Source organism: Liquorilactobacillus sp. (assembly GCF_047719775.1).
GTDB lineage: Bacteria > Bacillota > Bacilli > Lactobacillales > Lactobacillaceae > Liquorilactobacillus.
Genome location: NZ_JBDNTS010000004.1, coordinates 18,376 through 32,607, shown reverse-complemented (window position 1 = coordinate 32,607; position 14,232 = coordinate 18,376). Strand labels below are relative to the sequence as shown.

The 14,232-nt window shown below is 36.7% G+C and carries 16 protein-coding genes, 1 other RNA gene and 1 other annotated feature; of the genes, 4 read left to right on the top strand and 13 right to left on the bottom strand.

Annotated features, from left to right (window positions below; genetic code table 11):
* Positions 1-11 precede the first annotated feature (11 nt).
* The 4 genes from dnaX to ABF682_RS02965 form a co-directional block, all read right to left on the bottom strand.
* The gene (dnaX, locus tag ABF682_RS02980; protein ID WP_415618974.1) at positions 12-1,751 is read right to left on the bottom strand and encodes a DNA polymerase III subunit gamma/tau; all 1,740 of its coding nucleotides are present in this window, start codon (positions 1,749-1,751) and stop codon (positions 12-14) included.
* Positions 1,752-1,820: 69 nt separating this feature from the next.
* Positions 1,821-1,907: signal recognition particle sRNA small type (gene ffs, locus ABF682_RS02975), an RNA gene on the bottom strand.
* A 41-nt stretch (positions 1,908-1,948) separates the two neighbouring features.
* The gene (gene tadA / locus ABF682_RS02970; RefSeq protein WP_415619028.1) at positions 1,949-2,443 is read right to left on the bottom strand and encodes a tRNA adenosine(34) deaminase TadA; all 495 of its coding nucleotides are present in this window, start codon (positions 2,441-2,443) and stop codon (positions 1,949-1,951) included.
* Between the two features lie 12 nt (positions 2,444-2,455).
* Positions 2,456-3,064: a class I SAM-dependent methyltransferase gene (locus ABF682_RS02965; protein ID WP_415618973.1), complete on the bottom strand. Its 609-nt coding sequence runs from the start codon at positions 3,062-3,064 to the stop codon at positions 2,456-2,458.
* 194 nt (positions 3,065-3,258) lie between these two features.
* On the opposite strand from ABF682_RS02965, the gene nrdH reads away from it, so the two are divergent.
* Genes nrdH through nrdF form a run of 4 tightly spaced genes read left to right on the top strand, consistent with a single transcriptional unit; the run spans position 3,259 to position 6,997 of the window.
* Positions 3,259-3,489 (top strand): glutaredoxin-like protein NrdH, encoded by a 231-nt coding sequence (gene nrdH, locus ABF682_RS02960; protein WP_289977806.1) that lies wholly within the window; start codon positions 3,259-3,261, stop codon positions 3,487-3,489.
* A complete protein-coding gene (gene nrdI / locus ABF682_RS02955) occupies positions 3,486-3,866 on the top strand; it encodes a class Ib ribonucleoside-diphosphate reductase assembly flavoprotein NrdI (protein WP_289977805.1) in 381 nt (126 codons plus the stop codon). The genes nrdH and nrdI overlap by 4 nt, the downstream gene beginning before the upstream one ends.
* Positions 3,838-6,015: a class 1b ribonucleoside-diphosphate reductase subunit alpha gene (gene nrdE / locus ABF682_RS02950; protein WP_415618972.1), complete on the top strand. Its 2,178-nt coding sequence runs from the start codon at positions 3,838-3,840 to the stop codon at positions 6,013-6,015. The genes nrdI and nrdE overlap by 29 nt, the downstream gene beginning before the upstream one ends.
* A gap of 22 nt (positions 6,016-6,037) precedes the next feature.
* Positions 6,038-6,997 carry a class 1b ribonucleoside-diphosphate reductase subunit beta gene (gene nrdF, locus ABF682_RS02945; protein ID WP_289977801.1) on the top strand — a complete coding sequence of 320 codons (960 nt, stop codon included), beginning with the start codon at positions 6,038-6,040 and terminating at the stop codon, positions 6,995-6,997.
* A 252-nt stretch (positions 6,998-7,249) separates the two neighbouring features.
* Here nrdF and mprF read toward each other — a convergent pair whose 3' ends face one another.
* The 9 genes from mprF to rpmG all read right to left on the bottom strand — a co-directional run bounded on the left by mprF (position 7,250) and on the right by rpmG (position 14,227).
* Positions 7,250-9,835 (bottom strand): bifunctional lysylphosphatidylglycerol flippase/synthetase MprF, encoded by a 2,586-nt coding sequence (gene mprF / locus ABF682_RS02940; protein WP_415618971.1) that lies wholly within the window; start codon positions 9,833-9,835, stop codon positions 7,250-7,252.
* Between the two features lie 147 nt (positions 9,836-9,982).
* On the bottom strand, positions 9,983-10,351 hold the full coding sequence (gene rplL / locus ABF682_RS02935) for a 50S ribosomal protein L7/L12 (RefSeq protein ID WP_289977799.1): 369 nt from the start codon (positions 10,349-10,351) through the stop codon (positions 9,983-9,985).
* Between the two features lie 45 nt (positions 10,352-10,396).
* Positions 10,397-10,900, bottom strand: a complete 504-nt coding sequence (gene rplJ / locus ABF682_RS02930) for a 50S ribosomal protein L10 (protein ID WP_289977798.1) — start codon at positions 10,898-10,900, stop codon at positions 10,397-10,399.
* A 28-nt stretch (positions 10,901-10,928) separates the two neighbouring features.
* Positions 10,929-11,066, bottom strand: a sequence feature (ribosomal protein L10 leader region).
* Positions 11,067-11,125: 59 nt separating this feature from the next.
* Entirely contained in the window at positions 11,126-11,815 is a 690-nt protein-coding gene (gene rplA / locus ABF682_RS02925) for a 50S ribosomal protein L1 (protein WP_415618970.1), read from the bottom strand.
* Between the two features lie 102 nt (positions 11,816-11,917).
* Positions 11,918-12,343, bottom strand: coding sequence for a 50S ribosomal protein L11 (rplK, locus tag ABF682_RS02920; RefSeq protein ID WP_003688885.1), 426 nt, complete (start codon positions 12,341-12,343; stop codon positions 11,918-11,920).
* A 113-nt stretch (positions 12,344-12,456) separates the two neighbouring features.
* Positions 12,457-13,191 (bottom strand): alpha/beta fold hydrolase, encoded by a 735-nt coding sequence (locus tag ABF682_RS02915; protein ID WP_415618969.1) that lies wholly within the window; start codon positions 13,189-13,191, stop codon positions 12,457-12,459.
* Positions 13,192-13,213: 22 nt separating this feature from the next.
* The gene (gene nusG / locus ABF682_RS02910; RefSeq protein WP_289977793.1) at positions 13,214-13,765 is read right to left on the bottom strand and encodes a transcription termination/antitermination protein NusG; all 552 of its coding nucleotides are present in this window, start codon (positions 13,763-13,765) and stop codon (positions 13,214-13,216) included.
* A gap of 131 nt (positions 13,766-13,896) precedes the next feature.
* Positions 13,897-14,064, bottom strand: coding sequence for a preprotein translocase subunit SecE (gene secE, locus ABF682_RS02905; RefSeq protein ID WP_415618968.1), 168 nt, complete (start codon positions 14,062-14,064; stop codon positions 13,897-13,899).
* A gap of 13 nt (positions 14,065-14,077) precedes the next feature.
* Positions 14,078-14,227 carry a 50S ribosomal protein L33 gene (gene rpmG, locus ABF682_RS02900; protein ID WP_415618967.1) on the bottom strand — a complete coding sequence of 50 codons (150 nt, stop codon included), beginning with the start codon at positions 14,225-14,227 and terminating at the stop codon, positions 14,078-14,080.
* Positions 14,228-14,232 lie beyond the last annotated feature (5 nt).

The window sequence follows — 14,232 nt, the reverse complement described above, 5'->3', positions numbered from 1 at the left end:
TAATTTTCTCCTTAGTCTTCTTTTATTTTAACTATCTGATTGAAGTCTTCACCAAAAAGCTGCTTTGCGGCAGTAATTTGTGAATCCTCTACTGCTTGCTCTTTACTATCAGGCCTATTATCAGGCTGTTCGTCTTTTTCAGAACTTCCTTGATGTTCAACAAGATATTTCTCCCTAATCTCAGGCCATTTATCTTTTGGCATAAATACCAGCTTATAATCTTCCCCTATTAATCGTTCCAAACCTTGGATTAGGCTATCCTTTAATGCTGTGTTTCCATCAGCTTTCTCATACAAGAAATCATAATCAAAACTAACAATCACACCCTTTGCACTAGCAGCTACAGGCTTGCTAACATTCATGATTGCACGCTGTGTAATTGACAGCATATTCATCAAATCTGACCAGATATCTTTTAACTTTATCAGGTCATCTCTTGTCGCATCAGCAAGTATAGGATATACCCTTTTTAAATCAATTGTTGCACTGCTCTTTTTTCTTACAGGTGCTTTCTTTTCTTTTACTGTTTCAACACGTTTTACTGTACCTTTTTGTAAATTACCAACAGCTTGTTTCAACTCTTTAACTTGTAATTTCAACTGTGTGATTTCTTCTTGGGGCGCTTTTTGTATCGCATCAACAGTTTTCTGAGCAACTTTGACCTGTTTTGTTAATTGTGCTAATTTGACGGTCAAGACTTCAAGATAGATGTCTGCATGTGTAGAAAAACGCATATTTTGCTGCTGTTCGTTTAAAATATCAATTGCCTTATACAATGACTGAACATTTGTTTTATCTGCAAGGTCTTTGAAGTCCTCGTCTATATCCAACAAACTATTTTGTTCTACAATGCTGGGAGAAGCCTGATATAATAATAAATCCCGACAGTAATCAATAACATCTTCTACCAAGCGGTTAGCGTCTTTCCCCTCAGCCATTACTTCTTGCAATGTTTGGAGGGCCAAGGCTGTCTCACCTTCAAAAACTAATTTGAGATACTGATTGAGTTTCTCGTGCTTGACACTACCTGTCACAAGCAATGCATTTTCAAGCGTTACGACATCATTACCAAAAGAAAGCACTTGATCCAGAATACTCAGTGCATCCCTCATTCCACCAGCCGATGCTTTTGCGATGACTCTCAAAGCGCGTTCTTCATACTTAAAATCTTTTTCTGTTAAAATATACTGCATTCTCGCAATAATATCATCATTAGTAATTCTCTTAAAATCAAATCGTTGCGTTCGCGATATTATTGTTGCCGGAATTTTATGCGGCTCAGTCGTTGCTAAAATAAATACAACGTTGCTAGGTGGTTCTTCCAGTGTCTTCAATAATGCATTAAATGCCCCAGTTGAAAGCATATGGACTTCATCAATAATGTATACCTTATAATCAGCCTGCGTTGGTGCGTACTTAACCTTATCCCTGATATCACGAATCTCATCCACACTATTATTAGAAGCCGCATCAATTTCAATTACATCATTCAGCCGTCCTTCAGTAATTGCATGACAGGTTGCACATTCATTACAAGGCTCACCATCTTTTTGATTATGACAATTAACCGCCTTTGCAAAAATCTTTGCTGCCGAGGTTTTACCCGTACCACGCGGCCCCGTGAAAAGATACGCATGACTCGTTTGCTGGGTCATAATTGCATTTTGTAAAGTTTGCGTTATCATCTTTTGACCGACTAAATCAACAAATTTTTGTGGCCGCCAGACACGGTATAGAGCCTGATATCCCATGCTAACACTCCTATCTTTTGCAATTTAAAAAAACTCCCGACCACAAGACAGTCAGGAGATAAATGTCATATTAACTTGAGACACATGCCGAACCGAGCTTAGTGCTGCTTCCTTCCGGACCTGACACGGTTCACAAGGACAACATTGTCCCAAGGCCTTGCGGCATATTCTATGATACATGAAATCCTAGGAAAATGCTAGTCCTTTCGCTTTGATTTCTTCTTTTTTAGCCTAATATTTCTAAAAAAATCCTTAAGCAGCTGTGCGCATTCAACTTCCAGACATCCTTTTTCAACAACCACCTGATGATTGAATCTACTATCATTCAGCAAGTTCATCAATGACCCCGCAGCTCCAGCTTTAGGATCCAGCGCTCCATAATAAACCTGCTTGATTCTTGAATTAAGAATTGCACCACTGCACATCGGGCAAGGTTCTAACGTCACGAATAACTGGGCTTCGGGCAAACGCCAACTTCTGCAAAAAGCATTTGCTTCTTGAATTGCCAATATCTCAGCATGCATTGTTGCATCCTGTGCATGCTCTCTAAGATTATGACCGCGACCGACAATCTTCCCAGCGACTACAACAACACATCCAATAGGAACTTCACCAATTACAGCAGCCTTTTGTGCCTCATAGATAGCTTCTTTCATGAAGAATTCCTTCTGCAGATTACTTAAAATCAAAATCGACCTCCAACATTAGACATTCTTTATACTTTCTAAAATAAAATAACCCTTGTCTCTTGCCACTACCTCACAATTGTCAAAGACTGTTTCCATTACTTTCTTTGCAGATGGTGCCCCTTGTTTCTTTTGAATTACCACAACTAGTCTGCCACCAACACTAAGATGATTGATTGCTTCGACCAAAATTTGTGAAACGATCTTCTTCCCCGCACGAATCGGTGGATTCGATATAATCAGGTTATAATCTGCACATTCAACCTTGTTATATACGTCAGATTCCCAAATATTAACATTTTTAATTTCATTTAATTCCGCATTTTTTTTTGCTAATGAAAGTGCAAGTTCGTTAACATCTACCATATCAACAACTAACTTTGGATTTCCTTTCGCTATTCCTAAACCAATCGGGCCATACCCACAGCCAAGATCCAAAATCCTACCCTCATGCATTGCTTCAATTCTTAGATTATCAATTAATGCTCTTGAACCATAGTCAACAGTTGTTTTTGAAAAAACACCATTGTCTGTTACAAAATCAATTTTATTTCCTAAAATATCAAAAGCCCATCTTTTTTCTTCATGTACTACTTTAGGGTTTTTTGAGTAATAATAATTTTCCATTTGTCCCTACCTTTTCAATAATTGTCCTAAACTTTTGAGGCACTTGAATTCTATCAGAAATTTAAGCTCCAACAAAATCACTATATGTCGTATATTAGCAAAAGAAACAAACACAATATATAGTATTTGTTTCTTGCTTATTCTGATAAATGATGTATACTAATCATACAACAAATTAATGTGAGGTGCTAGTTATGAGTTTATCTATTTATACAAAAAACAATTGCATTCAATGCAAGATGACTAAAAAGTTTTTAAGTGAGCACAATATTTCTTTTGAAGAACACAATATAAATACTGAGCCACAATATATTGATTATCTTAAGGAGAAAGGATTTCGATCTGTCCCCGTTATTGAAGACAACGATGATCCAATCATCAATGGTTTCCGTCCTGATCTTTTAAGAAATCTGGCTGTACAATGAAAATTGTTTTCTTTAGTGTGACCGGTCAAACACGAAGATTTATAAATAAATTGGATCTTCCGTATGTTGAAATCACACCAACGAATCCTTTCTTTGCGGTAAATGAACCCTACATACTGGTGGTTCCTACCTATGAAAAAGAAATAACAGAATTCATAGAAGATTTTCTAAACTATAGTGTTAATCGGCAAAATCTGCTCGGAGTTGCGGGCACAGGTAATCGAAATTTTGCCGAGCTTTTTATTTTTACTGCAAAAGACATTGCACGCGAATATCAAGTTCCCTTAGTATACTCATTCGAATTCAGCGGTACTCCTAAGGACATTGAAAATTTTAAGAAAGTGGTGCATGAGATTGACATTAAAACAGCTAGATAGCACTAATGTAACTTATTATGATTTAAATAATGAAATTAATATTCCAGTAAATGGACAGATTCCACTCAATAAAGACAAAGAAGCACTCGCTGCTTTCTTGAAGGAAAACATTGAACCAAACTCAATGAAATTTTCATCTTTGGAAGAACGTTTTAATTATCTAATAGCCAACGATTATCTAGAAAAAGAATTCATTGAAAAATATAATTTTCAATTTATTAAGAAACTATATTCATTCCTTTCTGAACAGAACTTTACTTTCAAGACTTTCATGGCGGCCTACAAATTTTATGCACAGTATGCACTTAAGACAAACGATAATAACCTATATCTTGAAAGTTTCATTGATCGTGTGGCTGCAAATGCACTATTCTTCGCTGATGGAGATGAGCAGTTGGCGTTGACACTTGCCGATGAAATTGTTCATCAGCGTTACCAACCAGCCACACCTTCATTTTTAAACGCTGGGCGCAAGCGTCGTGGTGAACTTGTTTCTTGTTTCTTAATTCAAGTTACAGACGATATGAATTCTATTGGACGTGGAGTAAATTCTGCACTTCAATTATCACGAATTGGCGGTGGTGTTGGAATCACGCTTAGTAATTTGCGCGGAGCTGGTGCCCCCATTAAGAACATTCAAGGTGCCGCGTCAGGAGTTGTCCCAGTCATGAAGTTACTTGAGGATAGCTTTTCTTACTCAAATCAGTTGGGACAGCGTCAAGGTGCCGGGGTGGTTTACCTGAATATCTTCCATCCAGATGTTGTTGCCTTTTTATCTGCAAAGAAGGAAAATGCTGATGAAAAAATTCGTGTTAAGACACTTTCACTGGGATTAGTAGTGCCTGACAAATTTTATGAGCTTGCACGTAATAATGAAGAAATGTATCTTTTTGATCCTTGGGGTGTAGAACGCGAGTATGGCAAACCATTCTCTTATATTGATATCACAAAAGAATACGATAATCTTGTTGCCAACCCTAATATTCCTAAGAAAAAGATTTTGGCGCGTGATCTCGAAACTGAAATCAGCAAGTTACAACAAGAGTCTGGCTATCCTTATATTATTAATATTGATACTGCCAACCATGATAACCCGATTGACGGTAAAATCATTATGAGTAATCTTTGTACTGAAATTCTTCAAGTTCAGAAGCCATCACTTGTTAATAATAGCCAAAATTTTGACGAACTTGGTACTGATATCAGCTGTAACTTGGGATCAACCAATATTGTTAATCTGATGGCATCACCTGATTTTGGTAATTCTGTTGATGCAATGGTGCGTGCACTTACCTATGTTACCGATCACTCTGAAATCGATGTTGTTCCTTCAATTCAAAATGGTAATCATCTTGCACATACTATCGGATTAGGTGCGATGGGATTACATGCTTTTTTTGCTAAAAATCACATTTTCTATGGTTCTGAAGAATCAATTGATTTTACCAACATCTACTTCATGCTGCTAAACTATTGGTCTTTACAATCCTCAAATCAGATTGCCAAGGAACGTGGTATTGTATTCAACGGTTTTGAAAAGAGTTCTTACGCTGATGGCTCATACTTCAATAAATATTTGGAGCAAGATTTTCAACCCAAAACACCTAAAGTCAAAGAAGTTTTCAAGAATATTTTTATTCCTTCAAAACAGGATTGGGAAATACTCAAGGATGCTATCAAAAAAGATGGGCTCTACCATCAAAATCGACTTGCCGTTGCTCCTAATGGTTCAATCTCATACATTAATGATACAACTGCCAGCTTACATCCAATAATCAATCGGATTGAAGAACGTCAAGAACGTAAAATCGGCAAAATTTATTATCCAGCTCCATACCTTTCAAATGATACAATTCCTTATTATCAGTCTGCATATGATACAGATATGCGCAAAGTTATCGATGTGTATGCTGCAGCACAACAGCATATTGATCAAGGTATGAGTATGACACTGTTTATGCGTTCAACAATCCCTGAAGGCATGTATGAATGGAAAAATGGAAAAACTAACAAGATGACCACACGTGATTTGACAATTTTGCGTAACTACGCACATGCCAAGGGAATTAAGTCAGTTTATTATGTTCGGACATTTACAGATGATCAAAATGAAATTGGTGCAAACGAATGTGAAAGTTGTGTTATCTAATAGCTAAGGAGCCTGAATAATAATGGAAGATTTCTACCGAGCAATTAATTGGAATAAGCTTGAAGATCAAATTGACAAAGCAACATGGGAAAAGTTAACAGAACAATTCTGGTTAGATACAAGAATCCCACTGTCAAACGATTTACCCGATTGGCGTAAATTCAACGATGAAAATAAAGAAGTTGTCGCACATGTTTTTGGAGGATTAACGCTGTTAGATACTGTTCAGTCACAAGATGGTATGGATTCTCTAATGAAGGATATCAGAACTCAGCACGAACGCGCTGTTTTAAATAATATTCAGTTTATGGAGTCTGTTCATGCAAAGAGTTATTCTTCAATTTTTTCTACTTTAAATACACCTAGAGAGATCGAAGAAATATTTGACTGGACGCATACAAATAAATATTTGCAGTACAAAGCTAATAAAATCACTAATATTTATCGTACCGGAACTCCATTAGAGAAGAAAGTCGCATCAGTCTTTCTTGAGACGTTCCTCTTTTACTCTGGTTTCTACACACCGCTTTATTGGCTTGGTCATAATAAGTTGGCTAACGTTGGTGAAATTATTAAGTTGATTTTACGTGATGAATCCGTTCATGGAACATATATTGGATACAAATTCCAACTTGGTTTCAACGAACTTGATGAAAAGCAGCAAAGTGAAATGTTGTCTTGGGTCTATGAACTGCTTTACGACTTGTACGACAACGAAGAAAAATATACTCATGAATTATATGATACTGTTGGCTGGACAGAAAAGGTTCTTGCCTTTCTAAGGTACAATGCAAACAAGGCCCTGATGAATCTCGGTCTGGATGCTCTCTTCCCAGATACGGTTGATGATGTTGATCCTGTTGTTATGAATGGCATTTCTACTTCTACCTCCAACCATGATTTCTTTTCACAAGTTGGAAATGGTTATCTTTTAGGGGATGTTGAACCAATGTCTGATGAAGATTATAATATTGGATTATAAATGCTGAGCTTGAATTATGCTGCTTAGACTTATAGGACACGTTTATTCATAAAAATAAATAAGGAAATTTGAGTCAAAATGAAGTACCCCATAATAGTTAGACATCGCAAAATCTAATTATTATAGGGTACTTTTTATGACCAAATATACAAGTAAATTCAAAGTTAGTACTCAAATTTTCCCGACTTATCTTACTCTCCCTTGTTACCATCTCTCTTCAATAACAGTAGCGACAAAAGAGTTGAGTTATATTTATTTGTTGAAAAATGCAGCAAAAGCAAAAAAACTTTTTCTCCCTTTCGAAGGCTGATTTACTACACTCGCCACTTCTGCCATCGTAACCATAACAGAACTTCTGCGTCTATAGGCAGTGTATTTAGGATACCAATTCGTAACGTATTTTTCCTTATATGCCCTCAACCCTTGAAATCCGTAAATACGATATCCATACTCGTAAATTAAATGCGCGGCCCTTTCTTCAATGAAGCTGTATGAAGATCTCCCTACGTTGGATAAAGGTGCCATTCCTAAGTTGAAGTATTCATAATGTTCCGCGCGACCATATTCGAAAAGACTTATAAAAATCTTATCCATTATTCCTGAAGGAGCAGCTTTCCTATGACGCATTAAATCAATTGATAGAACCCTTTTACTACCAGTAGGCATCATAGAAGCAAAGGCTATTGCACGGTTCTTTGAGTCGCGTATCACAGCGATTGGAGCCTGATTAAGATAATATTCATCAAAGAATCCAAGAGAGAAACCCTTTTCGACTTGTCCATCCAACCATTCATCTGATATTTCTTTAAACTCAGCTAATTTTTCTTGCGAAAATGGTGGCATTTCAAAAGAAAATGAATAATCTTCCCGTTCAAATTTATTCATTAATGCCCGCTGTGCTCGCTGCTTTTTCCCAGCTAGTGTAAAGGAATCTAACTCAACAAAACCTTCTTCACCAGTTTTTAAGAAATCAAAACCAAGATCATGCAGCAAAAGTGTTAATTCATTGCCTATTTCGTAAAAAACAAGTTGATATCCTTGTACATCAGCAGCTATCATTAGCTGTGTGACAGCTTCCCTCAGATATTCACGATTCCCCACCGGTTCACCCATTACTATAATCTTATCAGCTTTTTTCTTATACATGAAAAAAAGCTGATTTTCTTCATTCTTTTGGAAGAAATAAAATTGCTTGTCTCTTAGATAAGCCAAATGACTTGTTTCATTACCTCCATATTTTTCAACAACTGCTTTTACTTTTTTTTCTGGAAAAACCATATCCGAGAAAATTGACTTATTAGCAGTGAAGTACCTGAAAATAATAATCAATATAATCGCAGCAATCAACATTCCGAGAAATCCTAAAAACCAAATTTTTTCTGATGGAAAAAGTAGTGCAATCGGTATCTCATGTCGTATAAGATGTTGTGGTGCATTCATAATACCTACGGTGGCATACAATCCAAAGACGACGATAAACATGACAATATCCATTACTATTCTGTTAAAAGAATAAGTCAAGTTCTCACGATATAATTCCTTGCGAGAAACGGCCACCACAAGTGTAACAAATATCAAAAAGATTGCAGTTGCTATCGAGAAGCTTCGCCAGAGCGTGTTTATAATTCCGATTAACAACACGCATAGTGTTGGCCAATAGGCTTTTTTTACTTTTGCTTCAATCCCTCTCGCAACACCTATCAGCAAAAAGGCAAAGACAATACTCGATAATTGATTCAAGAAGAAAAAAGTATATGGATATAATTTAACAAATACAGTATTACCAAAAGCAAAATTTGGCACAGTTGACTCTAGCAGTATTAAGCTACCTGAGACATACAAAAATAATGTCAAGATAACATGGGCTGTTTTCTGAATAATCGACTTTGGAATTCCATCCAAAAAAAGATTGAGTCGTTTGCCTGCATTCCTAGCAAAAAGAAAGATCCCAATAAAAAATGGCAATATGTAATAAAACAACCTGAAAAATAGCAGCCATGCCACACCTTTTCCGTTAACAACTCCCAAATTAAGCAAACCAATCAACATGAATACATCGAATGAGCCTAACCCACCAGGAACTAACGAAATTACTCCAATGATTGATGCGATAAAATACAATACCATGACTTCACCAATATTGAACTGTACTCCCATTAAAACACCAATCAGCAAAAACATTCCCGCTGCAAAACCCCATTCAAGCACCGAACCTGATACTAATAAAAACTCCTTCTTCCACGAAAGATCATTGAAGAATTTAGAGTCATTCAATTTTGTAAACATAATGATTCCAGGAAAATATAACGCACCACCAATTAACCAAACACTATACTGATCAAACCGATGATCATATCCAAAGCCAAAAATCATAATCAGAGAAATCATACAAAACAATGATAATCCAGATAATAAAAATAAAGCAATTTTGGATAAAGCAAAAATTACCTGCTTTTTCGAAGCATTTTTACCATAGAAATTAGCACGCAAAGTTGCCCCCAAAAAGCCCCCAAAACCAGCAATATTCGTAAATGTATTTGTAATCCATCCATTTCGCAAGATCTCCTGCATAGAATACTTTCCCGGAAGAAACGAAACAATTACAAAGTCATACACGAGCATTGGTAAAACAGCGATAAACCCAGCTACTGTCATTATTCCAATACTGCCAAGCGATTGTGAACTTAAATTGAATCTAACTTGCTCCCATGATATGCCCTTAAAGATTCTTCCAACTTCAAAAGCAACAAACCATAATACTGAAAAAATAAATAACCCTTTAATTAAAGACCATCGTTTTTCAAGAAAAAAGATAATCTTTGAAACCCCATTCTTCATTTTCCCCAACTCCCAATTCAAGAACCTTTGATTATTATGCCACACCTATTAGTAATCTGCCCTGCTAAACTCATAAATTTAATAAATTTGCTAAAAAAAGAGACTCACCCATTAATTACTGAGTGAATCTCTTTGAGTTAGTTGCAATTACTTAAGAGTAACTACGCCGCCAACAGCTTCAAGTTTAGTCTTGATTTCTTCAGCTTCGTCCTTAGAAACGCCTTCCTTAACGATTGAAGGAACACCATCAACCACACCTTTAGCGTCTTTCAAGCCAAGACCTGTAATCTCACGAACAGCCTTGATTGCTTTAATCTTTTGGTCGCCAGATTCTGTTAATTCAACATCGAATGAATCTTTTTCTGCAGCAGCTTCGCCTGCACCTGCGCCTGCAGCAGCAACTGGAGCTGCTGCTGAAACACCAAATTCTTCTTCGATAGCTTTAACTAAGTCGTTTAATTCAAGAATGCTAGCTTCTTTTAAATCAGCAATGATTTTTTCTGTATCTAATGCCATTGTTAATATCCTCCATTAAAATAATTTATTTTTTAAAATTGACAATTAAGCTGCGTCGCCATCTTTGCTTTCGGCAACAGCCTTAACAGCATAAGCAACGTTGCGCACAGGTGCTTGCAATACTGAAAGTAACATTGAAAGCAATCCTTCGCGACTTGGTAATGTTGCAAGTGCGTTGATTTCTTCTAAAGACGCAACCTTACCTTCAATCATGCCACCCTTAATCTGTAACGTATCAATATCCTTTGCAAATTTTGCAAGAATACGTGCAGGAGCAACAACATCTTCCTTAGAAAAGGCTACAGCTGTAGGACCAGCAAAAACGGCATCTAAACCTTCATAACCGGCCTTATCGGCTGCACGCTTAAGATAAGTGTTCTTAACAACACGCATCTCGACACCTGCCTCACGTAATTCCTTACGTAATTCAGTTACTTGTTCAACTGTAACACCACGATAATCAACAACTACACATGAAACAGCAGCATTGAATTTTTCAACAACCTCTGCAACAGCTGCAGCTTTTTTAGTGATAATTTCCTTACTCATTTGATTCACCTCCTAGTCATTGTATCAGGGTTCAAAATAAAAAACCCTATGTCCACTAAGACATAGAGAAAATTTCAAAGTAAAATATAGTTTCACTTAAAATCCTCGGCAGGCAATATATTAAGGCTTTCGCCACCTGAGTCTTAGGTAGAATCATTATAAAAAATCAACCGTAGTCAGAATATCGCATAAACTGACCAAAGTCAATAATAATCTTAAAATTAATTAAAGGCTTGCAACATCGATAGTAACACTTGGACCAAATGTTGAAGCAAACGAAACATGTTTGATATATTGTCCTCTAACAGATGCAGGACGTGCTTTTGCAATTATTTCATGAATTGTACTGAAGTTGCCAACCAAAGCATCTTCTGTAAATGAAACCTTTCCGATAGGAACATGAACATTACCAGCTTTATCCGTACGATAAGTTACCTTACCGGCCTTAGATTCTGAAACAGCTTTAGTAACATCCATTGTAACTGTCCCTGTCTTAGGATTAGGCATCAAGCCTTTAGGCCCTAGGACACGTCCAAGACGACCTACTTGAGCCATCATATCAGGTGTTGCAATTGCAATATCAAAATCCAACCAACCATCTGAGATACGTTGAACTAGATCATCGTCGCCAACAACATCTGCACCAGCAGCCTTTGCTTCTTTAGCTTTATCACCCTTAGCAAAAACAATAACCTTTTGATCTTTACCAGTACCATTTGGTAAAACAACAGCCCCACGTAATTGTTGATCAGCTTGTTTTGTATCAAGATTCAAATTGTAAGCTACTTCGATTGTTGCATCAAAGTTTGCGAAATCGATTTTCTTTACTAAGGCAACCGCTTCTGCAACTTTATAAACCTTATTAGCTTCAACTTGTTTTGAAGCTTCAATATATTTTTTACTATTTTTAGCCATTTTGTGTTTTCCTCCTTGCAAATGTGGTGTAACGGATATACCTCCCACTTGGCACATCTACTTTCATAGAGTGCCCGTCTGAGAAGCATGGCCGTAGAAAAATTAGTCTTCTACAACAAAGCCCATGCTTCGTGCAGTACCTTCAATCATGCGCATTGCAGCTTCAACATCTGCAGCGTTTAGATCTTGCATTTTTGTTTCAGCGATTTCCTTCACTTGTGCCTTTGTAACTGTAGCAACCTTCTTAGTGTTAGGCTCGCCAGAACCATGTTCAACACCAGCAGCCTTCTTTAACAAAACTGCTGCAGGCGGTGTCTTTGTAACAAATTCGAATGAACGATCTTCAAATACTGAGATTACAACAGGGATAAGCATCCCAGCCTGATCAGCTGTACGTGCATTAAATTCCTTTGTAAATCCCATGATATTGATACCAGCTTGACCTAGAGCAGGTCCAACTGGTGGAGCTGGAGTTGCTTTCCCAGCAGGAATTTGCAATTTAACAACATTAATTACTTTTTTAGCCACGGTACATACCTCCTTAAGTCCGTGTGTGGTACGGATGGCCAGCTTAATTTGGCCTCCCACTTGTATGAAAAACATACTATTGTACAATACCACGTTATCTTATTTTATTCAAGTTAATTTAATAAGAATTCCATAATCTGCTTCAAAATATCATTATCTTCATGTAATTCACGATGCGTTACTTTTCTATTCCTTACTATTTTTTCACGATAGTGTCCCACATCTTCAAGTAAGTAGCGTAAAGCTTTTGCTGAAGAAATAGATACCTTTCCATCAGAAAAGCCAAAATCACTATTACCTATGATATTAAAAACTTCAATATCATTATCGAGATTTTTACTACCCTTTTTTAATAATTTGTATCTCGTCGTTTGCTTTAAGGGAACCCCTTTTTCAGACAGCTGAATATGTTCAACTTCCGCAGAATCAATTCCTGGCTCAATATCTGCAAATGGTGCTCCAAGCATTATCATTTTTTTTATTTTCGGCAAGTTTTTAATCTGCAAATTTGTTAATAGATATAATACACTAACTGCGCCCATAGAATGGGCTACAACATTGAGCTGTTCAACACCATATTCGGACTTCAACTTACTGAATATTTCTCCCAGCCATGTTCCTTGCTGTTCAACGCTTCGCTTCCCATTCCTGAAAATTATCTGAATTCCAGAATCCTTCAGAATTGATTTTTTAGAAAAACTGAAGACACCTTTATGCGAGACCGTAATAACAATTCGATTGGAAATAAATTGTCTCTTTCTTAGTTTGTGTATCATACTGAAGAAAGACCAAAATCCGCCAGCATAGCCGTGTATAAAAACAAGCGGCACGTTAATTTTCTTGTCCATCAAATCACTTTCTTCAAATAGACTAAATTAATTTATCAACCTGATCATAATTTAATTCGGTTGCTGTTTCTCGACTGAACATATCAATACTGACACGTAGCTTCATTTTTTCCTTATCAACTTCAGTTATCTTACCAACAAGGCCTTTGAACGCTCCTTCAATAATTGTAACTGACTCGCCTATCTCAACATCAAAGTCCTGATGTCTTGAGCTCATCCCTAATCTGCGAAGTATTAACTCCACTTCATCTGAAAGAAGCGGTGCCGGCTTACTTCCTGCCCCATGAGATCCAACAAAACCAGTTACACCTGGAGTATTACGTGCAACATACCATGACCGATCCGTCATTACCATTTCGACTAAAACATATCCTGGAAATGTTTTTTTAGTCTCAACCTTATCCTTACCTGTCTTAGTAGTTTCCGTTTCTTCCTCTTCTGGAACTACAACTCTAAAAATATAATCTTCCATCCCCATTGACTGTGCACGTGATTCTAAGTTTTTTCTTACTTTGTTCTCATATCCTGAGTATGTGTGCAGCACATACCAGTTTTTTTCAAATGATTCTGGCATCAGATTATCCTCCTAAAATAATTAAAACACAAAAATAAAAAAACCTCGAACATTCGAAGTTTCCTCTACGAAAATAGTATATCATAGAAAATTGGAAATTACCTACGATTCAGTAACTCTTTTAGAAATTATTATGCAATAAAGCTTACCACCCACTGTACGAGAAAATCAACAATGGCAAAAAAAATGGTAAACATTACTGCAGTCGATATAACCGTTGTTGTATCACTGATGGCCTCATTCTTAGTTGGCCAGGTAGTATCTTTCATGGTTTTAAAAACACTTTTAATAAACTTCACTGAAAATCCTCCCTTACCGTGTCTCACGGTGCAAAGTATGCCTATTACAATATTTACAAAATTTCTTGACTTCTAGCCGTTCCTGCCTAGTTGGATTAGCAGCAATAATATAATTACGCGATCCACACACTGAACAAGCTAAAGCTATCTTCTTTTGTGCCATAATGT